Annotated in this window: 20 protein-coding genes; 13 read left to right on the top strand and 7 right to left on the bottom strand. The window is 73.8% G+C overall.

The features are described 5' to 3' along the window. Window positions 1-4: 4 nt before the first annotated feature. Window positions 5-949 (bottom strand): SDR family NAD(P)-dependent oxidoreductase, encoded by a 945-nt coding sequence (locus ACIP9D_RS17740; RefSeq protein ID WP_350872940.1) that lies wholly within the window; start codon window positions 947-949, stop codon window positions 5-7. 147 nt (window positions 950-1,096) lie between these two features. Here ACIP9D_RS17740 and ACIP9D_RS17735 point away from each other — a divergent pair, with 147 nt between their 5' ends. From ACIP9D_RS17735 to ACIP9D_RS17725, 3 genes are all read left to right on the top strand, one after another. After that, window positions 1,097-1,675 carry a helix-turn-helix domain-containing protein gene (locus ACIP9D_RS17735; RefSeq protein WP_350872213.1) on the top strand — a complete coding sequence of 193 codons (579 nt, stop codon included), beginning with the start codon at window positions 1,097-1,099 and terminating at the stop codon, window positions 1,673-1,675. 46 nt (window positions 1,676-1,721) lie between these two features. After that, on the top strand, window positions 1,722-3,062 hold the full coding sequence (locus ACIP9D_RS17730) for a low temperature requirement protein A (protein ID WP_350872211.1): 1,341 nt from the start codon (window positions 1,722-1,724) through the stop codon (window positions 3,060-3,062). Between the two features lie 131 nt (window positions 3,063-3,193). Continuing rightward, a complete protein-coding gene (locus ACIP9D_RS17725) occupies window positions 3,194-4,117 on the top strand; it encodes an LLM class flavin-dependent oxidoreductase (protein ID WP_350872210.1) in 924 nt (307 codons plus the stop codon). An 81-nt stretch (window positions 4,118-4,198) separates the two neighbouring features. On the opposite strand, the gene ACIP9D_RS17720 is transcribed toward ACIP9D_RS17725, so the two are convergent. Continuing rightward, window positions 4,199-5,038, bottom strand: coding sequence for an oxidoreductase (locus tag ACIP9D_RS17720; protein ID WP_350872208.1), 840 nt, complete (start codon window positions 5,036-5,038; stop codon window positions 4,199-4,201). Window positions 5,039-5,141: 103 nt separating this feature from the next. On the opposite strand from ACIP9D_RS17720, the gene ACIP9D_RS17715 reads away from it, so the two are divergent. The 3 genes from ACIP9D_RS17715 to ACIP9D_RS17705 all read left to right on the top strand — a co-directional run bounded on the left by ACIP9D_RS17715 (window position 5,142) and on the right by ACIP9D_RS17705 (window position 7,710). Continuing rightward, on the top strand, window positions 5,142-6,044 hold the full coding sequence (locus ACIP9D_RS17715) for a LysR family transcriptional regulator (protein WP_350872206.1): 903 nt from the start codon (window positions 5,142-5,144) through the stop codon (window positions 6,042-6,044). Window positions 6,045-6,191: 147 nt separating this feature from the next. Beyond that, entirely contained in the window at window positions 6,192-6,656 is a 465-nt protein-coding gene (locus ACIP9D_RS17710) for a nuclear transport factor 2 family protein (RefSeq protein ID WP_350872204.1), read from the top strand. 55 nt (window positions 6,657-6,711) lie between these two features. Next, window positions 6,712-7,710: an aldo/keto reductase gene (locus tag ACIP9D_RS17705; RefSeq protein WP_350872202.1), complete on the top strand. Its 999-nt coding sequence runs from the start codon at window positions 6,712-6,714 to the stop codon at window positions 7,708-7,710. 101 nt (window positions 7,711-7,811) lie between these two features. On the opposite strand, the gene ACIP9D_RS17700 is transcribed toward ACIP9D_RS17705, so the two are convergent. Continuing rightward, complete coding sequence (locus ACIP9D_RS17700) at window positions 7,812-8,663, bottom strand: NAD(P)H-binding protein (RefSeq protein WP_350872200.1); 852 nt, start codon at window positions 8,661-8,663, stop codon at window positions 7,812-7,814. A 321-nt stretch (window positions 8,664-8,984) separates the two neighbouring features. On the opposite strand from ACIP9D_RS17700, the gene ACIP9D_RS17695 reads away from it, so the two are divergent. Further along, window positions 8,985-9,884: a TIGR01777 family oxidoreductase gene (locus ACIP9D_RS17695; RefSeq protein WP_350872198.1), complete on the top strand. Its 900-nt coding sequence runs from the start codon at window positions 8,985-8,987 to the stop codon at window positions 9,882-9,884. Window positions 9,885-9,943: 59 nt separating this feature from the next. Here the strand turns inward: ACIP9D_RS17695 and ACIP9D_RS17690 are convergent, their stop codons facing one another. Beyond that, window positions 9,944-11,161 (bottom strand): PHB depolymerase family esterase, encoded by a 1,218-nt coding sequence (locus ACIP9D_RS17690; protein ID WP_350872196.1) that lies wholly within the window; start codon window positions 11,159-11,161, stop codon window positions 9,944-9,946. Between the two features lie 206 nt (window positions 11,162-11,367). On the opposite strand from ACIP9D_RS17690, the gene ACIP9D_RS17685 reads away from it, so the two are divergent. The 3 genes from ACIP9D_RS17685 to ACIP9D_RS17675 all read left to right on the top strand — a co-directional run bounded on the left by ACIP9D_RS17685 (window position 11,368) and on the right by ACIP9D_RS17675 (window position 14,306). Then, window positions 11,368-13,194, top strand: a complete 1,827-nt coding sequence (locus tag ACIP9D_RS17685) for a DUF2079 domain-containing protein (RefSeq protein ID WP_350872194.1) — start codon at window positions 11,368-11,370, stop codon at window positions 13,192-13,194. Between the two features lie 63 nt (window positions 13,195-13,257). Then, window positions 13,258-13,908, top strand: a complete 651-nt coding sequence (gene lipB, locus ACIP9D_RS17680) for a lipoyl(octanoyl) transferase LipB (RefSeq protein WP_350872192.1) — start codon at window positions 13,258-13,260, stop codon at window positions 13,906-13,908. Window positions 13,909-13,913: 5 nt separating this feature from the next. Beyond that, complete coding sequence (locus tag ACIP9D_RS17675) at window positions 13,914-14,306, top strand: VOC family protein (protein WP_350872190.1); 393 nt, start codon at window positions 13,914-13,916, stop codon at window positions 14,304-14,306. Window positions 14,307-14,423: 117 nt separating this feature from the next. On the opposite strand, the gene aspS is transcribed toward ACIP9D_RS17675, so the two are convergent. Continuing rightward, the gene (aspS, locus tag ACIP9D_RS17670; protein ID WP_350872188.1) at window positions 14,424-15,740 is read right to left on the bottom strand and encodes an aspartate--tRNA(Asn) ligase; all 1,317 of its coding nucleotides are present in this window, start codon (window positions 15,738-15,740) and stop codon (window positions 14,424-14,426) included. Window positions 15,741-16,131: 391 nt separating this feature from the next. On the opposite strand from aspS, the gene lipA reads away from it, so the two are divergent. Together lipA and ACIP9D_RS17660 are read left to right on the top strand one after the other, a co-directional pair. Further along, window positions 16,132-17,181 (top strand): lipoyl synthase, encoded by a 1,050-nt coding sequence (gene lipA, locus ACIP9D_RS17665; RefSeq protein ID WP_396699929.1) that lies wholly within the window; start codon window positions 16,132-16,134, stop codon window positions 17,179-17,181. A gap of 51 nt (window positions 17,182-17,232) precedes the next feature. Continuing rightward, window positions 17,233-18,873, top strand: coding sequence for a hypothetical protein (locus tag ACIP9D_RS17660; RefSeq protein ID WP_350872184.1), 1,641 nt, complete (start codon window positions 17,233-17,235; stop codon window positions 18,871-18,873). Between the two features lie 34 nt (window positions 18,874-18,907). Here ACIP9D_RS17660 and ACIP9D_RS17655 read toward each other — a convergent pair whose 3' ends face one another. Both ACIP9D_RS17655 and ACIP9D_RS17650 read right to left on the bottom strand, forming a co-directional pair. Next, window positions 18,908-21,814 (bottom strand): AAA family ATPase, encoded by a 2,907-nt coding sequence (locus ACIP9D_RS17655; protein WP_400450542.1) that lies wholly within the window; start codon window positions 21,812-21,814, stop codon window positions 18,908-18,910. A 224-nt stretch (window positions 21,815-22,038) separates the two neighbouring features. Continuing rightward, window positions 22,039-22,206, bottom strand: coding sequence for a hypothetical protein (locus tag ACIP9D_RS17650; protein ID WP_350872180.1), 168 nt, complete (start codon window positions 22,204-22,206; stop codon window positions 22,039-22,041). A gap of 210 nt (window positions 22,207-22,416) precedes the next feature. Between ACIP9D_RS17650 and ACIP9D_RS17645 the strand changes: the two genes are divergently transcribed. Further along, entirely contained in the window at window positions 22,417-23,106 is a 690-nt protein-coding gene (locus ACIP9D_RS17645; protein WP_350872178.1) for a DUF4191 domain-containing protein, read from the top strand. Window positions 23,107-23,296 lie beyond the last annotated feature (190 nt).

The following is a 23,296-nucleotide window of genomic DNA, read 5'->3' as shown; positions in this document are numbered from 1 at the left end:
CGACTCAGGCCCGCAGCGTCTCCTCGGAGACCCGCCAGAGCCGCTCGGCGGCCTCCGGGTCCATCGCGTACGGCGCGTAGCCGGTGCGGGTGCCCGGCTGGTTCGGCCCGGCCTCCTGGCAGTCCTCGAAGTAGCGCCCGCCGACGTCCTCGAGCAGCGGCGAGGTGGCGACCAGCACCGAGGTCGCGGCACCCTGCTCGGTCGTCTTCCAGTACGCGGCCCCGCCGCCGCTCTGCGACCGCATCCGGTTCAGCTCCTCGTCGCTGATGTAGCGCTGCAGGTTGGTCCGGATCGCGCCCGGCATCAGCGAGTTGGTGAGGATGCCCTCGTCCGCCCAGCGCCGGTTCGCCTGCAGGGCGAAGAGCACGTTGGCCGTCTTGGACTGCCCGTATGCCTCCCAGGGGTCGTACGGGCGGCGCTCGAAGTGGATGTCGTCGAAGACCACCGGCGAGCGCAGGTGGGCCGCCGAGCTGACCGCGACGACCCGGGCGCCACCGGCCGCGGCGAGCGCGCGGTGCAGGCCGGTGGTCAGCGCGAAGTGGCCCAGGTGGTTGGTGGCGAACTGCATCTCCCAGCCCTGCGGGGTGCGCATCTCGGGCGAAGCCATGATCCCGGCGTTGTTGACCAGGATGTGCAGCGGGCCGTCCCAGTTCGCCACGAACGTGGCCACCGAGCCCTGGTCGGCGAGGTCGAGCGGGGCGACCAGGATCCGGTCGTTGCCGGTGGTGGCGGTGATGTCCGCGGCGGCCTCCTGGCCGGCCTGCGGGTTGCGCACCGCGAGGGTGACGTCCGCGCCGGCCTGCGCCAGCGCCCGGGCGGTCTCCACACCGATGCCGGAGGCGCCCCCGGTCACGACGGCTCGGCGACCGGCGAGGTCGATGCCGCGGACCACCTCCAGCGCCGTGGTCTCGCGGGAGAAGGGCGTGTTCACGCGTGTGCTGGTCATGATCCATCCTTGTCGGCGGCGGCAGGCTCGCGTGGCCGGCCGTTACGATGGGAAGCGGAGGATCCTCCGTTACGGTCGAGCCTAACCGGAGGCTCCTCCGAATGCCAGCCGGCCACCGAGTGGCCGACCCGACACCCCGAGGGAGACGACGTGCCGGAGCCCGGCCCCAGACCGCTGCGGGCGGACGCCCAGCGCAACCGCCAGCGGCTGCTGGACGCCGCGGTAGGAGCGTTTTCCCAGCACGGACCGGAGGTAACGCTGGAGTCCATCGCCCGCACCGCCGGGGTGGGTATCGGCACCCTCTACCGCCACTTCCCCACCCGCGAGGCGCTGGTCGAGGCGGCCTACCGCAACGAGCTGGCGAAGCTCTGCGACGCGGCCGGCGAGCTGCTCGACCGGCTGCCGCCGGACCAGGCGATCCGGGCCTGGATGGACCGGTTCATCGACTACCTCTCCACCAAGCGCGGCATGGCCGACGCGCTGCGCCTCGTGATCGCCGCCGGCAGCAACCCGTACGCCCAGAGCCGGGACCGGTTGCTCGGCGCGCTCGGCCTGCTGCTGACGGCGGGCACCGCGGCGGAGACCGTCCGGGCGGACGTCCCGGCCGCCGACGTGCTGGCCAGCCTCAGCGGGGTCTCCCTCGCCGCCGGCGAGCCGGCCCAGCGCGACCAGGCCCGCCGGCTGCTCGACCTGCTGATGGACGGGCTGCGCTACCGCGCCACGCACTGATCCGATTCCGCCCCCGGTGCCGCCCGCCCGCTGACAGACTCGACCGGTGGGGGGTCACCGGTGGCGCGACCGCCTGGGACCGGCGGTCTCGATCGCGCCCGGCGCTCGGGTCGACAAGTTCGAGGTCTTCTTCGACCTGGTCTTCGTCTTCTCCTTCTTCATCATCACGCGTGCCACCGCGATGAACATCAGCGGCACCAGCCTGCTGCACGCCATGCTCGTGCTCGCCGTGCTCTGGTGGTGCTGGGTGGTGCACAGCGTGGTCGCCACCCGGGTCCGGCTCGGCGAGGGCTTCGTCCCGGCGCTGATGGTGATCGGGATGGCCGCGCTCTTCTGCTTCGCGCTCTCCCTGCCGCAGGCGTTCGGCGACCCGCGCCAGACCGCTGCCGGGCCTTTGGTGGTGGCGATCAGCTACCTGGTGATCCGCGCCGTGCACCTGCTGCTCTACTGGCACATCGCCCAGGAGAAGCCGGGCGAGCGCCGGCTGCTGCTGAGGTACTCCCCGGAGGTGCTGTTCAGCACCCTGCTGCTGCTGGGCGCCGCGCTGATCCCGCCGCACATCAACGACGCGGGCCGCGCGGCCCTGGTACGCGACGGGCTCTGGGTCGCGGTGGTGGTCCTGCAGTACAGCAGCGGCCTGGTCGCCGGCGCCTGGGGATGGACGGTGACCTCGGCCGAGCACTGGACCGAACGGTACGACCTGATTCTGATCATCGCGCTCGGCGAGTCGATCATCTCGGTCGGCGTGGGCGGCAACCTGCTCGGCCAACCGGTCACCTGGGGAGCGGTCGCGGCGGCCGTCTGCGGCATCGTCTTCACCGCCGCGCTCTGGTGGGCGCACTACGACGTGATCGGCCCGGCCGCCCGGATCGCCCAGCACGCCGCGGAGGGCCGCGCCCGGGTGGCCATGGCCCGCGACGCGTACGCCTACCTCTACCTGGTGATGATCGCCGGGATCATCCTCTTCGCCCTCGGCGCGGAGGAGGTGGTCCGGGAGATCGCCGACCCGCACATCAGCCTCCTGGAGCCGACCCACGGACCCGGCGTGGCACTGCTCTACGGCGGGGTGAGCTGCTACTTCTGCGGCAACATGCTGTTCCAGTGGCGCACCCTGCGCACGCTCTCCTGGACCCGGGTCGGCGTGGTGCTGGTGCTCGGGAGCACCATCCCGTTGGCCGCCCAACTGCCCGGGCTGGCCGCGCTCGTCCTGCTCACCCTGATCTGCGTCGGCCTGGTCGCGGTCGAGGTGCTGGTCATGGCCGACTCCCGGCGGGTTCTGCGGGAGGCGGTCTTCAAGGAGAAGGCCAGCCACGAGGAGCACGAGGTGGCCTTCCGCGCCTCCTGGCACGAGCCCCCGCGGGACAAGCCCGAACGCGCCGACGGCTAGCGGCCGACAACTCGGCCCGGGCCGGTGTGCTGCGGCCGTCACCATCGCCACCAGCACGGAGGCGGTCTGCCGGTAGCAGAATCGGCCCCGGCAGGCTGGCCCACCCGGCCGGCGCCCGGCAGGGTGGGCGCATGGTCACCTTCAGCCTCCAGGCCAGCCCGTCCGACGCCGACAGCTGGACCGACCTTGCCCGGCGCGCCGAGCGGGCCGGCTTCGACGCCCTGACCTGCGCCGATCACCCCGGCGCGGTCGCCACCCCGTTCGTGGCCCTGGCCGCCGCGGCGGCGGTGACCAGCACCATCGGCCTCGGCTCGTACGTCTCGAACGCCGGCGTCCGGGAGCCGATGCTGCTCGCCGCCGACGTGGCCACCCTCGACCTGGTCTCGGGCGGGCGGGCCCGGCTCGGCATCGGCGCCGGCCACACGCCCGCCGAGTGGCGGGCGGTCGGGCGGGAACGGCCCGACGTGGCGGGCCGGGTACGCCGCTGCGTGGCCGTGGCCGAGGCCGTCCGGGCCCTGCTCGACGGCGAAGAGGTCACCGTCGACACCCCCGAGCTTGTCATGCACGCCGCCCGGCTGGAGAAGCCGCGCCCGGTGCAGCGGCGGATCCCGCTGACCATGGGCACGGCGAACTCACGGCTGCTGCGCTGGGCCGGCGCGCACGCCGACGTGGTAGGGCTGGCCGGGCTGGGCCGTACCCTGCCCGACGGCTACGCCCACGACGTGCGCTGGCGGGAGACGGAGATCGAGGCGCAGCTCGCCCAGGTCGCGGCCGGCGCCGAGGGCCGCGCCGAGCCGCCCGAGCTGGAGGCGCTCGTCCAGCAGGTCGTGGTGACCGACGACGCGGAGGCCGCCGCCGCGCAGACCGCCAAGGACACCGGGCTGACCGTTTCCGAGCTGCTCGCCACCCCGTTCGTGCTGATCGGTACGGAGGACGAGATCGTCGCCGCGGTCGCCGCGCACCGCAAGCGCTGGGGCGTCACCCGCTACGTCGTCCGCAAGGACGCCCTCGACCCGCTGGGCGCCTTTCTGCCCCGCCTGATGGCTGCGGCGTAAGGGACCACCGGACCGACCCGGCACGCCGCGGACCCCGCGGTCGCTCGCGTGACGGGTCTCGACCGGTGCCAGCGCGACGCCTCAGGCGACCGCGGTCGACCTGCTGAGCCCTTCCCAGTTGGCGACGTCGGCCAGCAGGGCGGCGTGGTGCTCACGGAGCCCGTCCACCGCGTCACCGCCGAGCAGCAGACGCAGCGGCGGCCGGTCGCTGTCCAGCGCCTTGAGAATGGCCGCCGCGCCCTTCGCCGGGTCGTTCGGCTCCGCACCCAGCAACTCGTCGGTGAACCTCCGGGTCGCCCCGGCCGTGTCCCGGTACGCCGCCATCGCCTCGGTGACGTACTTGTTGGTGTTGAACTCGGTACGGAACGCCCCCGGTTCCACGATCAGCACCCGTACGCCAAGCGGCGCCAGCTCGGCCGCCAGGGTCTCCGACAGCCCTTCGAACGCCCACTTCGCGGCGTGGTACGCCCCGAATCCCGGGTACGTCTTCTGCCCACCCAGTGAGCTCATCTGCACGATGGTCCCGCTGCCCTGCTCGCGCATCAGCGGTACGACCGCCTTGGTGACCTCGGCCGCGCCGAAGAAGACCACCTCCATCTGCTGGCGCAGCTCCGCCATGGTGACCTCCTCGATCGCGCCGAGGACCAGCGAACCGGCGTTGTTGACCAGGACGTCGATCCGGCCGTGCAGCGCCAGCGTGGCCTGCACCGCGGCGTCGATCGAGGCCGGGTCGGTGACGTCCAGCGCCACCGTGTCCACCCGGCCCCGGCTCTGCTCCACCAGGTCTGCCAGGGTCTCCGGCCTACGGGCGGTGGCCATCACCCGGTCGCCGGCGGCCACCGCCGCCAACGCGAGTTCCCGGCCGAAGCCGGAGGAACAACCGGTGATCAACCAGACCCGGCCCTGCGTGTTGTCCTGCATTTTCCCGCTCCCGTGACGTGTGGTCGTGAACTGCGACGATGCTGCCCGCGGGCGGCTGGTCACGGCCAACACCGGTTGCCTGGCACGGCGGTAGGCTCGGCCTGTGACCCCTGATCTTCGGCAGCTCAGGTACTTCGTCGCCGTTGCCGAGGAGTCGAGCTTCACCCGGGCCGCCGCCCGGCTGATGATCACGCAGCAGTCGCTCTCCCAGCAGATCAACGCGCTGGAACGGATCCTCGGCACGAGACTGTTCGACCGGGACAGCCGGGGCACCAGACTGAGCGATACCGGGGCGCTGTTCCTGCCCGAGGCACGCGCGGTGCTCGACCGTGCCGACGAAGCCGTCGCCGTGGTCCGCCGGGCCGTGATCGGCGAGATCGGCCGGCTCCGCCTCGTCTTCCTGGCCACCACCGCGAACCATCTGCTGCCGCCGGTGGTCCGGGCCGCCCGGGAACACCTCCCTGGCCTGGAACTCGTCACCGAGGAAACGACCATCGGGCCGCTGGTCGAGGGCCTGTTCGACGGCCGCTACGACCTCGCGTTCACCCGCCCGCCGCAGGTCCCGGGCCTGGCCGCCCAGACGCTCGCCACCGAACAGGTCTGCGTCGTCCTGCCCGAGGGTCATCCACTCGCCGGACGCGCCGAACTGACCCTGCCGGAGCTGGCGAACGAACGTTGGGTGATGACGCCGCGCAGCTCCTGGGAACCCTGGCACCGGGTGTTCGACGAGAAGTTCCGGGCGGCCGGATTCGTCCCCGACATCGTGGCCCGGGACGCCAGCGTGCAGGGGCTGCTCGGCCTCGTCGCGGCCGGTGTCGGGATCACCCGACTCGGCTTCTCGGCACACAACCTCCGCCGTACCGGCGTGGTGTTCGTACCGCTGACCGGGGAGTTCACCCCGACCGAGATGGTCTGGCTGCCCGGCAACAGCTCGCCCGCGCTGCGGCGGGTGGTGGACGTGGTGACCGAGTTGGCCGCCACCACGGACCTCACCGCCGCCGGCTGAGGCTCGCCCGCCCAGGATCAAGGGTCACAGGCGGGGACTGTGGACGCACCAGGTAGTCCGTGTTGGCCGGTCTAGGCCTGAATGGGCCAGTATCGTCCCTGGCAATGTGCCACCGGCTCGCTTCCCCGCAGACCACAAGGACCCACCATGAGCACTTCCCGAGACCTGTCCGACCAGGTAGCTGACCGGCTCGCGATCCGTGACCTGGTCGACGCCTACGCCCGCCTCGCGGACCGGCGCGACGCCGAGGGGCAGGCGGCGCTCTTCACCGACGAGGCCCGCGTCGCCGTGTACGACGGCGAACCCGACAGCACCGAGCCGACGCAGGTGCTGACCGGTCGGAACGAGCTGGCGGCCGCCTTCGGTGGGCTGGCCGCCTACGACCGGACGACCCACTTCAACGGCCAGAGCACGGTGAATCTCGACGGCGACCGGGCCACCGGGGAGACCTACTGCCTGGCGCACCACCTTTGGACCGAGGACGGGCGGCGCACTCTCATGGTCATGTCGATCCGCTACCGCGACACCTTCGTCCGGCAGGGCGATCGTTGGCTCTTCGCCGAGCGCCAGCTCATCACCGACTGGGTTGACCGCCGGCCCTCGACGCCCTGAGGCCGCACCGTTGGCGGCTTGACTTCGCGCGCACTCTAACGAGGAAGCTGGGCGCATGACGACGACACGGACACTGGGCCGCAGCGGCATCGAGGTCAGCGCGATCGGCATGGGCTGCTGGGCCATCGGCGGACCACTGTGGGGCGACGGCGGGCAGCCGTTCGGCTGGGGCGAGGTCGACGACGCCGAGTCGATCCGGACCATCCACGCCGCGCTCTACGCGGGCGTCACCCTCTTCGACACGGCCAGCAACTACGGCGCCGGGCACAGCGAGCGGGTCCTCGGCCGGGCGCTCGCCGGCCGCCGGGACCGGGTGGTGATCGCCACCAAGTTCGGCAACCGCTCCGACGAGGCGACCCGCCGGTGGATCGGCACCGACGCCAGCCCGGCGTACGCGGTGCGGAGCCTGGAGGACTCGCTGCGCCGGCTCGGCACCGACCACGTCGACCTCTACCAGCTGCACATCAACGACCTGCCGGTGCCCGCCGCGCTCGACCTGGTCGACACGCTCGAGGACCTGGTCACCCAGGGCAAGATCCGGGCATACGGCTGGAGCACCGACAACCCGGACTCGGCGGAGGCCTTCGCGGCGGCCGGCCCGCACTGCGCCGCGATCCAGCACGACCTGTCGGTGCTCGCCGACAACGCCGCGGTGCTGGCGGTCTGCGACAGCCACGACCTGGCCAGCCTCAACCGGGGCCCGCTGGCGATGGGCCTGCTCACCGGCTCGACCCGAGCCGTCGGGGCGGACGACGTGCGCGGGGTGGCGCCGGAGTGGCTGGTCTGGTTCACCGACGGCAAGCCGACCCCGCAGTGGGCGGCCCGAGTCGAGGAGATCCGCGCGGCGCTCACCGCCGACGGTCGTACCCTCGGCCAGGGCGCACTCGGCTGGCTGCTGGCCCGCAGCCCACGGACGGTGCCGATCCCCGGCTGTCGCACGGTGGCTCAGGCGGCGGAGAACTTCGCCACTCTGGCGCTCGGCCCGCTCGGCGACGACGCGTTCGCCGAGGTCGAACGGCTGCTGGCCGACCTGCGCCCGGCGCACGCCGGCTGACCGCCCGGGCCGCCGACCGGCCCGGTCACCGCTGAACTCGCCGCGCCCGACGCGGCGGCCGCGGCCCGCTCGCCGCTGAGCGGGCCGCGGTGGCCGCCCGCTCAGCGGAAGTCGTCGGCGTGGTCGGCGGCCCACTGCCGGAACGTGCGCCCGGGACGGCCGGTGACCTCCTCGACGTCGGGAGCCACCCAGGCGTTGCCGTCGAGGTGCTCCCCCATCGCGAGGAACCACTCGATGACCTCCTCGGGATACCAGCCCTGCCAGTGCTCGCGGGCCTGCTCCGGGGTCAGCTCGTCGAACCGGACCTCCCGGCCGATTGCCTCGCCGATCATCCGGACCGCGTCGCGGCGGCGGACCGGCTCCGGGCCGGTGGGCCAGTACGTCCGCCCGGCATGGCCGTCCTCGGTCAACGCGACGAGGGCGACCGCGGCGATGTCCGCCTCGTGGACCATGGCGCTGCTCCAGTCACCGAAGGGGGCCCGGACGACGCCCTCGGCCCGGATGCTCTGCGCCCAGTCCGAGGTGTTGGCCATGAACTCGCCGGGGAACAGGTGCGTCCACTCCAGACCGGAGTTCTCGATGGCCCGGTGCAGCGGCCGATGGTCCGCCTCGATCGGATCGTCGTCGTCCCGGCTGGGGTCGTTGTGGCCGAGGTGGGTGATCCGCCGTACGCCGGCCTGTCGGGCCAGCTCCAGGATCTCCGGGCCGGTCGTCAGCGGACCGTAGCCGTCCATCGCGACCAGATGCATCCGCTCCACTCCCCGCAGCGCCGGGACCAGCGTCCGGGGCGTGGCGAAGTCGCCCGGCACCACCTCCACCTGGCGGGGCAGGCCGGCCGCCGCCGGGGATGCGGGATCCCGGGTCAGCGCGCGCACCTCGTGACCGGCGGCCACCAACTGCCGGACCAGGCTGCCTCCGACGGTTCCGGTCGCTCCGGTGACCAGGATCGGCATGGTCTCTCCTTCAGGGATCGACCCGGCGGCGGGCAGGGGACATCCTCCCCACCAATAGGGGACGCCGTCCGGTTGACTCATGCTGATTCATTCCACCGCCGCGGGCAAATGCGAACAACGCATTCACCTTCCCTCTGACCTGGGAAAACGCAACTAGCGCGGATATGCCGACGCCGCCTTTTTCCGCGCCGGTGACCGCCGGTGACATGGGCTTTCGTCAGGTGGCGGGTCGGCCGGGCAGAAAGTCGAGCCGTCGCCCGCTTCCCGGGACATTGGCCCTCCGACGCGCGTGCCGGCGGCGGCCTGCACGAAGATGGAGGCATGCGGATCCTGATGGCCGGCGCGTCCGGCTTCCTCGGCACCCGGCTGGTGGACCGGCTCAGCGCCGACGGCCACCAGGTCATCCGGCTGGTCCGCCGCCCGCCGCGTACCCCCGACGAGCGACAGTGGAATCCGTCCGCCGCGCAGCTCGACCCGGCGGTGGTGGCCCAGGCCGAGGCGGTGGTCAACCTGGCCGGCGCGGGTGTGGGCGACCGGCGATGGACCGCCGAGTACCGGCAGCTGATCCGGTCCAGCCGGGTGGACAGCACCACCACGCTGGCCATCACCATCGCCGGCCTGCCGGCGCAGGACCGGCCGGCGGTGCTGCTCAACTCGTCGGCGGTCGGCTGGTATGGCGACACCGGCGACCGCGCGGTGGAGGAGGACGCGCCGGCCGGCGAGGGTTTCCTCGCCGACGTGTGCCGGGTGTGGGAGGCCGCCACCCGGCCGGCCGAGGACGCCGGCGTCCGGGTGGCCCGGCTGCGCACCGGCCTGCCGCTGGACCGCGCCGGCGGGATGCTCAAGCCGCAGTTGCTGCCGATGCGGCTGGGTGTCTCCGGCAAGCTGGGCGGCGGCCGGCAGTGGTGGCCGTGGATGTCGATGGCCGACCTCCTGGACGCGGTGGTGTTCCTGCTGGAGACCGACGACCTGGCCGGCCCGGTGAACATGGTCGGCCCGGCCCCGGTGACCAATGCCGAGTTCACCCGGGAACTGGCCCGGCAGCTGCACCGGCCGGCGTTCATGCCGATCCCGGCGGTGGCGCTGAAGGTGGTGCTCGGCGGCTTCGCCACCGAGGCGCTGTCCAGTTCCCGCGTGCTCCCGGGCGCCCTCACCCGCGCCGGCTTCCCCTACCGCCACCCCGATCTCCGCACCGCCCTGCAAGCCGCCCTGGCCGACTGACGGCGGAGGGCCGGCCCCCGAGCGGGACGACCGGCCCTCCTCTTCCCCGGGGGGCGGGGTCAGCAGCCGATCACCCAGTAGTTGGGGCCGGTCTGCTTGAGGGCGGTCGTGTAGAAGGTGTTGTAGAGGCCCATCTGCTGGTTCGAGCCGTTGGCGTAGGCGTAGCCGCCGGACTGGTGGGCCCGGCCGGCGCTGACGTGGGCGTAGTTGCTGGCGGTCACGCACACCGGCGGCGTCGTGGGGGTCGGCGTCGGGGTCGGAGTCGGGGTGGCGGTCGGAGTCGGGGTCGGATTAGTCCCGCCGCCGTTCAGGCCGAAGAAGACCGCGTCCCGGTACGTCGAGCAGATTGTGTCCAGGAAGTACGCGGCGGTGCTGCCGCACTGCTCGGCTCCGGTGCCCGGGTCGACGGGGGTGCCGTGGCCCATCCCGGAGACCCGGTAGAGGCGCACCTCGTCGTTGCCGTACACCTCGACGCTGGTGCCCCCGGGCAGGGAGGCGGTGCTGGTCGGGCTCTGCGAGATGCCCCGCACGTTGGTCCACTGGTCGCGTGACTCGGTGGCGTTGATCGGCGCGACCGTGGTGTCCGAGGTGCCGTGCCAGATCGCCACCCGGGGCCGCCGCCCGGTGTAACCGGAGTACGCGCCGCGGACCAGGTCGCCCCAGGCGGCCGGAGACTTGTCGGTGCCCGGGTTCATGCAGCTGAACGCGTTGACCATGCTGGTGGCGCAGCGGTACGGGATGCCGGCGATGATCGAGCCGCCCGCGAAGACGTCCGGGTAGGTGGCGAGCATGACGGAGCTCATCGCCCCACCGCCGGAGAGGCCGCTGACGAAGACCCGGGAGCCGTCCACCCCGAAGTTCGCCTTGGCGTGGTCGACCATCTGCTTGATCGACAGCGCCTCGCCCTGGCCCCGGGCAGTGTCCCCGGTCTCGAACCAGTTGAAGCAGCTGCTGGCGTTGTTGCCGGACTTCTGCTCGGCCACGATCAGCGCGAACCGCCACTGGTCGGCGTACTTGCGCCAGCCGGAGTTGGTGAAGTAGCCCGAGGCGTTCTGGGTGCAGCCGTGCAGCAGCACGACGGCCGGCGCGTTGGCCGGCAGGTTGTCCGGCCGGTAGGCGTACATGGCCAGGTTGCCGGGGTTGGAGCCGAAGCTGGCGACCTGGGTCAGGCTGGCGGCCTGGGCGGGCGCGGCGACGACGACGGCGCCCACGGCGGCGAGGACCAGCCCGGCGGCCACGCCGATCAGTCGGGTGAGCAGGGATGAGGAGCGGCGCACAGCGGCCTCCCGGGGCGAATGTGAACTGGGTCACCTGCGAATTGCCGCGACGTTACGTCGGTGTGTCAGCGGTGTGACATGGGCCACGCTCACACATTTACGGATGTGAAGATGTGTGTCCGGTTCGGCGCCCGCTCGGCGGGATGTCCGCCCGAAGGTTCCGTGTCTGACCGGCGGGTCCAGGTCCGGTTGGTAACGTCCGCTGCGTGCCGACCTCCCCGTCCCTGGCCACCGGGCCCGCGCCCGCCGCCCGGCCACGCGCCACCCGGGACCGCCGGGCCGACCTGATCGTGGTGCTGGCCGCGCTCGCGCTGGCCGTCTGGGTCACCAGCGGGCTGTGGCGCGACCCGAACGTCCGGACCGTCACGGTCAACTCCAGCGACCAGGCGCTCTTCGAGTGGCTGCTGGCCTTCGGCGGCAACGCGCTCACCCACGGGGAGAACCCGTTCTTCACCCACCTGATCAACGTCCCGGACGGGGTCAACCTCGCGGTGAACACCTCGATCACCGTGTACGCGGTGATCTTCGCACCACTGACCTACCTGGTCGGGCCGCCGGTGACGTTCCTGGTGATCCTCACTCTCAACCTGGCGGCCACCGCGGTCGCCTGGTACTGGCTGTTCTCCCGGCAACTGGTCCGCAGCCGGCTGGCCGCAGCCGTCGGCGGGCTCTTCATCGCCTACTCCCCCGGCATGGTGTCGCACGCCAACGCCCACCTGAACTGGACCGCCGGGTGGCTGGTGCCGCTGCTGATCTGGCGGCTGTTCGCGCTGCGCCGACCGGGGCACTGGCTGCGGGACGGCATCGTGCTCGGCCTGCTGGTCGCGGTCGCCTTCTCGATCGCCGCCGAGGGGCTCTTCTTCACCGCCCTCGCGCTCGGCGTCTTCGTCGCCGTCTGGTCGCTGCACCCCGCCCGCCGGGCGCAGGCACGGGCCGCCCTGCCCAACTTCCTGCGCGGGCTCGGGGTCACCGCGCTGGTCGCCGGCGCGCTGCTGGCGTATCCGCTCTGGCTGCACTTCGCCGGCCCGCAACGGTTCCACGGCACCGGCTTCGACCCGGTGATCCACTCCGAGGACATCGCCGCGTTCGGCGCGTACCCGCGTCGCTCGTTGGCCGGCGAGGCCGGGCTGGGCACCTCGCTGGCGCCCAACCCGACCGAGGAGAACTCCTTCTTCGGGCTGCCGCTGCTGCTCTTCGCGGTGCTCTGCTTCGTGGTGCTCTGGCGGCGGGCCGACCCGGGCCGCCGCGCCACGCTCTGGGCGCTGGGCGTGATCGCGGTCGTCTTCAGCGTGCTCTCCTGGGGGCCGGTGGCCAAGGTCGACGGCGACCGCACCGACGTGCCGATGCCGTTCGACCTGCTCGGCCACCTGCCGGTGGTGAACGCCGCACTGCCCGCCCGGCTGGCCCTGGTGGTGGCTCCGGTGATCGGGCTGCTGCTGGCGTACGCCGTGGACCAGCTCCGCACCGCGCCGCCGCGGCACCGCTCGACCGAGCTGGCCTGGGCGCTCGGCTTCGCGGTGGCCCTGCTGCCGCTGCTGCCCACCCCGTTGCTCACCCACGAGCGGGAGCCGATCCCGCGGTTCATCACCGCCGGCACCTGGCGGGAGCACGTCTCCGCGGGCGGGGTGCTCACCCCGGTGCCGGTGGCCGTGGACATCTATCCGGACGGCCAGCGCTGGCAGGCGTACGCCCTGGCCCACCGGCAGGGCGAGTTCCGCATCCCGGCCGGCTTCTTCCTCGGCCCCGGAGGCCCGGACGGGCGGGGCCGGATCGGCCCGGTGCCCCGCACCTTCAGCGCGCTGATGGACCAGGCCGGCAAGACCGGGCTGGTGCCGATCGTCACCGACGGGACGATGCGTGAGGTCCGCGCCGACCTGGCCTACTGGAAGGTCGAGGCGGTGGTCCTCCCGGACCGGGTGCACGGGGCGAAGTTCGACGTCGACGAGGAGGCGGTCCGGCGTACCGCGACCATGCTGCTCGGCGAGCCGCAGCGGGTCGACGACGTCTGGCTCTGGCGCATCCCGCCGGCCTGACCGGGCCGCTGGTGAGGCGGCTCACCAGCGATCCAAGCCGGTTGCGGGACTACGCTGGACGCCGTGACCACGACGATTTCCGGCCTGACGGCCGTACGCGCCGGCCTGCTGGACTACCGGGCGGCCTGGGACGAGCAGCGTCGGCTGCACGAGTCCGTGGTGGCCGGCGAGCGCGGCGACACCGTGCTGCTGCTGGAGCACCCGAGCGTCTACACCGCCGGCAAGCGCACCGAGCCGTGGGACCGGCCGACCGACGGCACCCCCGTCGTCGACGTGGACCGGGGCGGCAAGATCACCTGGCACGGCCCGGGGCAGCTGGTCGGCTACCCGATCCTGCGGCTGCCCGACCCGGTGGACGTGGTCGCCTACGTGCGGCGCACCGAGCAGATGCTGATCGACGTGTGCGCCGAGTTCGGGCTGGCCGCCGGCCGGATCGACGGTCGCAGCGGCGTGTGGGTGCCGGAGGACGACCGCGGGCCGGCCCGCAAGGTCGCCGCGATCGGCATCCGGGTGGCCCGCGGGGTCACCCTGCACGGCTTCTCGATCAACTGCGACTGCGACCTGGGCTTCTTCGACCGGATCGTGCCGTGCGGCATCCGGGACGCCGGCGTCACCTCGCTCACCGCCGAGCTGGGCCGCCCGGTCACCGTCGCCGACGTGCTGCCGGTGGTGGAGCGCCACCTCGCCACGCTGGTCACCGACACCGCCGAGTGAGCCGCATGCGGGTCGACCTCGTCACCGTCGTGGTCGCCGAGTACGACCCGGCGATCGCCTTCTTCACCGACGTGCTCGGCTTCGAACTGGTCGAGGACAAGCCGTCGCTGACCACCGACGGCCGGCCCAAGCGGTGGGTGGTGGTCCGCCCGCCCGGCGCGCAGACCGGCCTGCTGCTCGCCCGCGCGGACGGCGACGAGCAGACCGCCGCGATCGGCAACCAGGTCGGCGGCCGGGTCGGCTTCTTCCTCGAGGTGGACGACTTCGCGGCCACCTACCGCCGGATGCGCGACGCCGACGTCGAGTTCGTCCGCCCACCGCGCACCGAGCCGTACGGCCAGGTCGCCGTCTTCCGCGACATCGCCGGCAACCGCTGGGACCTCCTCGGCCCCGCCTAACCCCCTGCCCCCTACCCCCCTGACCCCACCCGCCCACCTCGTCGATCATGAAGTTGTTGCCGGCAGCCACGGCGTGTCGCGGCAACAACTTCATGATCAACAAACTGCCGGTCGGGGCTACGGAGTCAGGCGGTGCAGGTCGCGGGGGAAGGCGGTTACCTCGCGGATGTTGGTCGCGCCGGTGAGGCGGGCGACGAAGCGTTCCAGGCCGATGGCGAAGCCGCCGTGCGGCGGCATCCCGTGCCGGAACGCGTCCAGGTAGCCGGCGTACGGCTCGACCGGCTCGCCCCGGGCCGCCAGCGCCGCCAGGTAGTCGGCGTGCTGGTGCAGCCGCTGCCCGCCGGTGACCAGCTCCAGCCCGCGAAAGAGCAGGTCGAAGCCGTTGCTGTAGGCCGGCCTGGTCGGGTCCGGGTGGGTGTAGAAGGGTCGCTTCGCCATCGGGTACCCGGTGACGAAGAGGAAGTCGGAACCGTGCTCGCGGCGGGCCCACTCCCCCAGCGCCCGCTCGTGCGCCGGGGCGAGGTCCGGCTCGTCGGCCGGGGCGCCGGCGATCTTCAGCGCCTCGGTGAAGTGCACCTCGGGGATCCGCGCCGGCACCGCCGGCAGCTCGACCCCGAGGGTGGCCAGCGCGCCGCCGCCCCGCTCGGCGACCGCGCCGAGCATCCCGGCCACGACATCGCGCAGCACCGCCATCACGTCCCGGTGGTCGGCCACGAAACCCAGCTCGGCGTCGAGTGACGTGTACTGGGCCAGGTGCCGGACGGTGTCGTGCGGCTCGGCCCGGAACACCGGGCCCACCTCGTAGACCCGCTCGAAGACGCCGACCATCAGCTGCTTGTAGAACTGCGGCGACTGGGCCAGGTACGCGGGCCGGCCGAACCAGTCCAGCGCGAAGACGTTCGCCCCGCTCTCGGTCGACGAGCTGACCACCTTCGGCGTATGGACCTCGACGAAGTTCCGGGCGTCCAGCGCGGCCCGGAAACCGGCCACCGCCGCCGCCGAGACGCGCAGCGCCGCCGACCGGGACGGGTGCCGCAGCGCGGTCGGCGCGTTGTCGAGCTGGGTGGGCAGGCTGGCGGTGAGCGCCGGCCGGTAGAGGTCGAACGGCGGCGGCACGGCGGGCGGGCCGAGCGGACGTACCGTCGGTGCGGTCAGCTCGACCCCGGCGGGCGTCGTTGCCGTCGCGACGGTGGGAACGGCGTCGCCGCTGCGCGGGACCACCGTGCCGGTGACCTCCACGACGGTCTCCTCGGTCAGCGCCTCGACCTCGGCGCGGACCGCCGGGTCGGTGACCACCACCTGGGTGAGCCCGGCGGCGTCCCGGACGATCAGGAACGCCACCGACTTCAGCAGCCGGCGGCGGTGCACCCAGCCGGCGATCCGGACGATCTCGCCGACATGATGGGTGAGCTGGGTGGAAAGGACGCGTTGCACGGCGGTTACCTCCTCGATCGATCGCAACGCCTTCGCCGCCCTCGGGCGGCGGAGCATCACCTCAGCCCGGGAGGTGTGGGCGAGCGGGTCCTCGCGGTGCCACCACACCTTCGCCCCCGCGGACGGGGGCCTCGTTCGTCGCCTGATGACCGGGGCCAGCCGGGCGGGCTCTACTGGGCGCGGTCTCCCGCAACCGTTCTTCCCGCAGCTCGGGAGGGTCTTCGCGGCCCCGGCGCCAGACCGCCTCTCAGCACCGGCGGCTCTCTGCACTGGCGGGGCGGGGCGCTACTCGGCTCCGTCGTCGCTGTTGCCGGCGACCGTAGCACCGACACCCGCAGAATGTGACGCCTTTTCGCACCGCCCGGGTGTGCGGCGTCACAGGCCCTCGGGCGTGACGCCGGTCGCCTGGCGTACATCGACGGCCGCCGTCCGGCGTAGGCTCGCTTTCGTGACGATCGAGCACTCCGCGCCGACGACCGGCCCGGCCGCGCGTACCGCGACGCCCGCCCCCGAGGGGCGGCGCATGCTGCGGATCGAGGCGCGCAACGCCGAGACGCCGATCGAGCGCAAGCCGCCGTGGATCAAGGTCAAGGCCACGATGGGACCGGAGTACACCCAGCTGCGCGGGCTCGTCTCGCGCGAAGGGCTGCACACCGTCTGCCAGGAGGCCGGCTGCCCCAACATCTACGAATGTTGGGAGGACCGGGAGGCCACCTTCCTCATCGGCGGCGACCAGTGCACCCGTCGGTGCGACTTCTGTCAGATCGACACCGGCAAGCCGGCCGAGTTCGACGCCGACGAACCGCGCCGGGTCGCCGAGTCGGTGGTCAGCATGGGCCTGCGCTACGCCACCGTCACCGGTGTCGCCCGCGACGACCTGCCCGACGGCGGGGCCTGGCTCTACGCCGAGACGGTCCGCCAGATCCACGCGCTGCAGCCCGGTTGCGGCGTCGAGCTGCTGATCCCGGACTTCAACGCGGTCCCCGAGCAGCTCGCCGAGGTCTTCGGGTCCCGGCCCGAGGTGCTGGCGCACAACGTCGAGACGGTCCCGCGGATCTTCAAGCGGATCCGCCCGGCGTTCCGCTACGACCGGTCGCTGGACGTCATCCGGCAGGCCCGCGCCGACGGCCTGGTCACCAAGAGCAACCTGATCCTGGGCATGGGCGAGGAGCGGGCCGAGATCTCCCAGGCGCTGCGCGACCTGCACGAGGCCGGCTGCGAGCTGATCACCATCACCCAGTACCTGCGCCCGAGCGCCCGGCACCACCCGGTCACCCGCTGGGTCAAGCCGGAGGAGTTCGTCGAGCTGCGCGAGGAGGCCGAGGAGATCGGCTTCGCCGGGGTGATGAGCGGGCCGCTGGTGCGCTCCTCGTACCGGGCCGGCCGGCTCTACCGCCAGGCCCTCGACGCCCGCGCCGCCAGCCCGGTCACCGCCGGCTGACCCACCGCACCGCTGCGCGGTCCTCCGGCGGGTGGGTGCCATGATCGGGCCATGACCGCCGGGGTACGCCACGAGCCACGCGACGCCCCCCGCGCGCTGCTCGGGTCCGCCCGGGCCCGGCTGGCGGGGGCGCTGACCGTGCTCGCCCTGCTGGCCGGGGTGGCCTACCGGCTCGTCCTGCTGCTGTCCGCCGCTCCGCCGACGAACAGCGACGAGGCCACCATGGGCCTGGCCGCGCTGCACATCGCCCGAGGGCAGGAGTTCCCGGTCTGGTTCTACGGCCAGGCGTACATGGGGACGCTGGAGGCGTACCTGGCCGCGCCGGTGCTCGCGCTGACCGGGCCGTCGGTGCTCGGGCTGCGTCTGCCCACGCTGGCCCTGTACGCCCTCTTCGTGCTGCTCGCCTGGCGGCTCACCCTGCGGCTCACCGGCGACCGGTGGTTCGCCCTGCTGGTGGTGGTGCTGCTCGCGCTGGGCTCGGACCGGATCATCAAGAACCAGCTGATCGCCGGCGGCGGCTACCCCGAGATGAACCCGGCCGCGGTGGGACTGGCCCTGCTCGCGTACGACCTCTGCGCCCGCCGGGCCGGTCGCCGGCTGCCCCGCTGGGCGGCCTGGGGGTTCCTCGCCGGGCTGATGCTCTGGGTGGACCCCCTGGTGCTGCCGTACGTGCTCGGCACCGGCGCGGTGCTGCTCGCCTTCCGTGGGCGGGAGCTGCTCGGCCGGGCCGGCGCGCTGCTGGGCGTCGCGGCCCTGGTCGGTGCGGCGCCGCTGCTCGGGCACAGCCTGGCGACCGGCCGCAATCCGCTGGACGCCGTGCTGGCCGCCGGCGGGGGCGACGTGCCGGCCGGCTGGGCGGACCGGCTGCACGGCGGCCTGCTGCTCGGCCCGCCGCTGGGCATGGGCTTCTGCTCGCCGAGCCACTGCGCGACGTGGCAGCTGTGGTGGGCGGTCGCCCTGCCCGTGCTGCTCGGGCTCGGCACGGTGACCGCCTGGCGGGCGCTCCGCGCGCCGGCGTCGCCGTCCGCCCCGGGGAACGATCCCGGCGGTCCGGTGGCCGGGCGGGTCGCCGGGGCGGTCCGGCTCGCCCTGGTGGCGGCCGCGGCGGCCACCCTCGCCGCGTACGTGCTGAGCAGCGCCGCCGGGCTCACCCCGGTGGAGAGTTCCCGCTATCTGTCCACCCTGCTGGTGGCCCTGCCCGCGCTGCTCTGGCCGCTGTGGCGCACCGCCCGTGACCGGCTGGACAGCACACGCTCCCGGCCCGCCCGGTTCGCGGCGGTGGGGGCGGCCGCCGTGCTGACCGCGACCCTGCTCACCGCCGGCTACGCGACCTACCGGGCGGCCGGCACCGCACCGGCGGCGCGCGCCGCCGACGCCCGGCACGCCGAACTGGTCGGCGCCCTGCGCGGGCTCGGCGTCCGACACGTCTACGCCGGCTACTGGACCTGCAACCGGCTCACCTTCGCCAGCGGCGAGGACGTGGTCTGCGCGGTGGTCGACGACGAGCTGCGCCCCGGCTTCGACCGGTACGCCCCGTACCGGCGGGCGGTCGCGGACTCGGCGGCGCCGGCCTGGGTGGCGCCGGTCGGCTCGCCGCTGGCGTCCCGGTTGGACGACCGGATGCGCGCCAGCCCCGGCAGCCTCGACCTGGTCACCGTCGACGGCTACCGCATCTACCTGTCCCACGCCTGACCCGGCAGCCGGCACGGCGCGGTCCGGCGCGGGCTCACCCCGGACTGGGTTCGGCGAGCAGGTTGAGCCGGTGGGCGAGGGCGGCGGCCTCCACCCGGTTGGTGACGTCCAGCTTGGCGATGATCCGCGAGACGTGCACGCTGGCCGTCTTCGGGGAGATGAAGAGCTGCTCGGCGATCCGGCTGTTGCTGTGCCCCTCGGCGACCAACCGCAGCACCTCCCGCTCCCGGTCGGTGAGCAGGTCCGCACCGGGCCGGCCCCGGGCCGCGCCGCGCAGCCCGACCCGGCGCGCCAGCGTGGCGGCCTGCTCGGCGAGCGGTTTCGCGCCGAGAGCGTCGGCCAGCGCCGCCGCCTCCTGCACCGCGGCGGCCACCTCGTCCCGCTCACCGGAGAGGGCCGCCGCCTCGGCCAGCGACAGCAACGCCCGGCCGAGCGGGTACGGCTGGCCGTCGGTCCGCCAGGCCGCGACGGCGGCGCGCCAGGCGGCCAGCGGGTCGGGCCCGGCTGCCACGGTGGCGCTGACCTGGGCGGCGTACGCCCGCTCCGCCGGGAAGCGGACCGGCACCGTCGCCGCCAGCGCGGCGACCCGGGCCGCGAGCCCGGCGTCGTCCAGCTGCCGGGCGGCCCGGGCCGCGACGCCCAGCAACGGCCAGGCGTACCGGGGGTAGGTCGAGAGCGTGTCGTCGGCCAGCGCCGCCTCGGCCGCGCGCCGCAGCTCGGCCCGATCGTCGGCCGCCAGGGCCGCCTCCACCCGCAGCTCGTCCACCGGCAGCCGCAGGTGCGGGTGCAGGTAGGGCCGGGTGAGGAAGCTCAGCGCCCGGACGACCGCCTCGTCGGCGCCGGGATCGCCCTTGGCCAGCCGCAGCCCGGCCCGCAGCTGGAGCCAGTGCAGACCCGCGACGCCGGGCGGGTCGATCCGGGCCGCGTCGGCGCAGACCCGTTCGGCCTCCGCCCACCGGCCCAGGGCCAGCAGCGCCTCGGCCCGGTTGGAGAGCAGGTACGCGCCGGTGGAGCGGCTGATGCCGACCCGGCGCGCCTCGGCCACCCCGTCGGCGGCGGCCTGGGCGGACTCCTCGTAGCGGCCCAGCTCGAAGAGCACGTCGGAGATGTAGACCAACGCGCTGACCAGCGTCGGAACGTCGTCGGTGGCGCGGGCCACCGCCTCGGCGCGGCGGATCTCGGCCAGCCCGAGGTCGGCGGAGTCGTTGCGGTGACACAGCACGGCCAGCTGCACCGGCAGCAGCGCGGTGTCCACCTCGGCGGCCTGCGCCGCGGCCAGTACGTCGGTGGCGATCCGGACGCCGTCCACCGGGTCGATCCGGGCCAGCTGGGAGGCGACGGCGGCGAGCAGCTCCAGCCGCTGCGGCCCGTCCGGCACCCCGGACACCAGCCGGTACGCCTCGGCCAGCTCGGCGGCGCCGTCGCTCTTGCCGAGCATGGACAGCATCCGACCCAGCCGGTCGAGCAGCCGGGCGGCGCGCAGCGGCTCGGCCGCGGAGTCGACCTCGGCCAGCGCGGCCCGGGCGAGGGTGAGCGCGCGCTGGTAGTCGCCGGCGGTGACGGTCGCGTCGAGGGTCTCCTCCAGCACCCCGAGGTGATCCATGTCGAGCCGGTCACCGGCGTCGGGCACCAGCTCCCACAGCTCCAACACCCGCTCCAGGAGCCGGCTCTGCTCCGCGTACGCGTACCGGTCGGCGGCGGCGCGGGCCGCGGCGCGGGCGGTGACCAGGGCGCGCGGGTGGTCGTGCGCGGCGTACCAGTGGTGGGCGAGCTCGGCCGGGGCGCGGCCGGCGACGACGAGGTGCGGCTGGGCCTCGATGGCGGCGGCGAACCGGGCGTGCAGCCGGGCGTGCTCGCCGGGGAGCAGCTCGTCGTGCACGGCCTCCCGGACCAGCGCGTGCCGGAACTCGTAGTCGCCCTCGGGGTCGGCCACCACCAGTTGGGCGGCGACGGCGGCGCGCAGCGCGTCCTCCAGCTCCGCCTCGGGCAGCCCGGCGACCTCGGCGAGCAGCTGGTGGGCGAAGCGGGTGCCGCCGGCGGCGGCGATCCGCAGCACCCGCTGGGCCGGGTCGGGCAGCCGGTCGACCCGGGCGAGCAGCAGGTCGCGCAGGGTGTCCGGCAGGGTCGCGCAGCCGATCGGGTCGCCGGCCGCGGCCAGCTCCTCGATGAAGAACGGGTTGCCCTGGGTGCGGTCGTGGATGTCGTCGACCGCGCGGGCGGCCGGCTCGGCGCCGAGCAGGTCGGCGAGGATCGCGCCGGTGCCGTCCCGGTCCAGCCGGGCCAGCTCGATGCGCTCGACCTCGCGGGCGCGGTCCAGCTCGGCCAGGAAGGGGCGCAGCGGGTGGCCGCGCTGCAGCTCGTCGGTGCGGTAGGTGCAGACCAGCAGCAGCCGGCCGGGGCGGGCGGCCCGGACCAGGAAGCCGATCAGGTCGCGGGTCGACCGGTCGGCCCAGTGCAGGTCCTCGATCACCAGCAGCAGCGGCCGGGCGTCGGCGAGCCGCTGGAACAGCTCGGCCACCAGGTCGAAGAGGTAGCCGCGCGGGGCGTCGGAGAGCGGCAGGGGCGCCGGCGCGCCGACGACCGCCGGCACCCGGGCCAGCTCCGGCAGCAGCCGGGCGAACTCGGCCTCGTAGCCGGCGAAGACCTCGGCGCCGTCGCTGCGCAGCACCTCGCGCAGCGCGGCGGCGAACGGGGCGAAGGGCAGCCCGGCCTCGCCGAGTTCGAGGCACTGGCCGACCAGCGGCCGGGCGCCGGCGTCGACGGCCAGCCGGCGGAACTCCTCCATCAACCGGGTCTTGCCCACCCCGGCCTCGCCGCCGACCAGCACGGTGGTGGCCTCTCCGGCGCGGGCCCGGCCGAGCGCGTCGCGCAGCGCGGCCAGCTCGGGCTGGCGGCCGACGAGGACGGTGCTGGCGGAGCGTGCGGTCACGGCACCGAGCATGCCACGGACCACGCCCGCGCCGTTTCCGTCGATCGGCCGGCCGCCGGCCCCCGGGCCGCCGCGCTCGGCCGGGTCGACGACGGTGGCGGCCGGCGGCTGGCCGCCGTCGGCCGGACCGGTCGGCGGCGCGGCGGCGGCCGGGCCGGCGGTCCCCGCCGGGGCAGGGGCGCTCACCGGGGCAGGGAGGCTCACGGTGGCAGGGGCGCTCACCGTGGCGGGGGCGCTCACCGGCGGGCGTCGGTACGGCCGACCTGACGCCGGCGGCCGAGCCAGCCGCGCATGCCGGAGCGCGGCACCGACCGGGCGAGCCGGTCGGCGGCGGCGTCGGCGCGCAGCTCGGCGGCGTGGGTGCGGTGCAGGGAGAGCAGGAAGTCTGCGTCGTTGCCGAACATGTCTGGCTCCTGTCGTGCGATGCGGTCAACTTCTGACGTTGACTCTTCGCCCGAAGGTGGTGCCGGGGCATGGGGACGGCGCCTCATCCTCGGCCGTCGCCGCCTCCTTACCGGCCCCTTACCGGCCGCTCGGCGGACGTAAGGTACTCAGCCGGCCGCTACCCCGGGCGCGGATCACCCCGACGAGCGCCGCCCACTAGACTTGGCCGCATGGCAAAGCCCCAGGAGAAGGTCTCGTTCGGCCAGCGGCTGAAGCAGATCGGGATGGTGTTCAAGTTCACCGCCAAGCAGGACCGGTGGTTCGCGCCACTGGCCGCCGGCGCGGTGCTGATCCCGCTCGCGCTCACCGTGGTCGCGGTGATCCTCTGGAGCTGGATCTGGCTGCCGATCGGCATCCTGTTGACCCTGCTCGCCGTGCTGATCGTGCTCAACCTGCGGTCCAACAAGGCGATGATGAACGCCGCCGAGGGGCAGCCCGGCGCGGCGGCGCAGATCATGGAGAGCATGCGGGGTGACTGGCGGGTGACCCCCGCGGTCAGCTCCACCACCCAGATGGACATGGTTCACCTGGTCATCGGCCGGCCGGGCGTGATCCTGCTGGCCGAGGGGAACCCGCAGCGGGTCCGCGGGCTGCTCGGCCAGGAGAAGCGCCGGCTGTCCAAGGTCATCGGCAACGCCCCGCTGCACGACTACGTGATCGGGCAGGAGGAGGGCGAGCTGCCGATCCGCAAGCTGCGGATGACACTGATGCGGCTGCCCCGCAGCCTCAGCGGCAAGGACGTCAACTCGCTCGACAAGCGGCTCAAGGCGCTCACCGCCCGGCCCCAGCTGCCCAAGGGCGCGATCCCGAAGAACATGCGGCCCGCGCGCGGCGCGTTCCGCCAGACCCGGGGCCGCTGACTCCGGTCGTACGTCGTGCGAGAGCCGGGCCCGGTCGGGCCCGGCTCTCGTCGTTTCCGCCGTGACGAAGGCGTCCCCGAGGCTCGGGCACTGCACTGACTGTGAGGCTGGCCGGGTCGGTCCGCAGATGATGGGCTGATGGTCGGCGGCAGCGGACGTGACTCTTGCTCTGACTGGCTTCGTGCCTTGG

This window comes from Micromonospora sp. NPDC093243 (genome assembly GCF_044753725.1).
Lineage (GTDB): Bacteria > Actinomycetota > Actinomycetes > Mycobacteriales > Micromonosporaceae > Micromonospora.
This window is presented reverse-complemented; position numbering and strand designations above follow the sequence as displayed.

Coding starts and splice junctions, on each gene's coding strand:
- ACIP9D_RS17725 (WP_350872210.1), top strand. CDS start 3,194: ATGGTCACCTTCAGCCTCCAGGCCAGCCCGTCCGACGCCGACAGCTGG.
- ACIP9D_RS17720 (WP_350872208.1), bottom strand. CDS start 5,038: ATGCAGGACAACACGCAGGGCCGGGTCTGGTTGATCACCGGTTGTTCC.
- ACIP9D_RS17710 (WP_350872204.1), top strand. CDS start 6,192: ATGAGCACTTCCCGAGACCTGTCCGACCAGGTAGCTGACCGGCTCGCG.
- ACIP9D_RS17705 (WP_350872202.1), top strand. CDS start 6,712: ATGACGACGACACGGACACTGGGCCGCAGCGGCATCGAGGTCAGCGCG.
- ACIP9D_RS17700 (WP_350872200.1), bottom strand. CDS start 8,663: ATGCCGATCCTGGTCACCGGAGCGACCGGAACCGTCGGAGGCAGCCTG.
- ACIP9D_RS17695 (WP_350872198.1), top strand. CDS start 8,985: ATGCGGATCCTGATGGCCGGCGCGTCCGGCTTCCTCGGCACCCGGCTG.
- ACIP9D_RS17675 (WP_350872190.1), top strand. CDS start 13,914: ATGCGGGTCGACCTCGTCACCGTCGTGGTCGCCGAGTACGACCCGGCG.
- ACIP9D_RS17660 (WP_350872184.1), top strand. CDS start 17,233: ATGACCGCCGGGGTACGCCACGAGCCACGCGACGCCCCCCGCGCGCTG.
- ACIP9D_RS17655 (WP_400450542.1), bottom strand. CDS start 21,814: ATGCTCGGTGCCGTGACCGCACGCTCCGCCAGCACCGTCCTCGTCGGC.
- ACIP9D_RS17650 (WP_350872180.1), bottom strand. CDS start 22,206: ATGTTCGGCAACGACGCAGACTTCCTGCTCTCCCTGCACCGCACCCAC.
- ACIP9D_RS17645 (WP_350872178.1), top strand. CDS start 22,417: ATGGCAAAGCCCCAGGAGAAGGTCTCGTTCGGCCAGCGGCTGAAGCAG.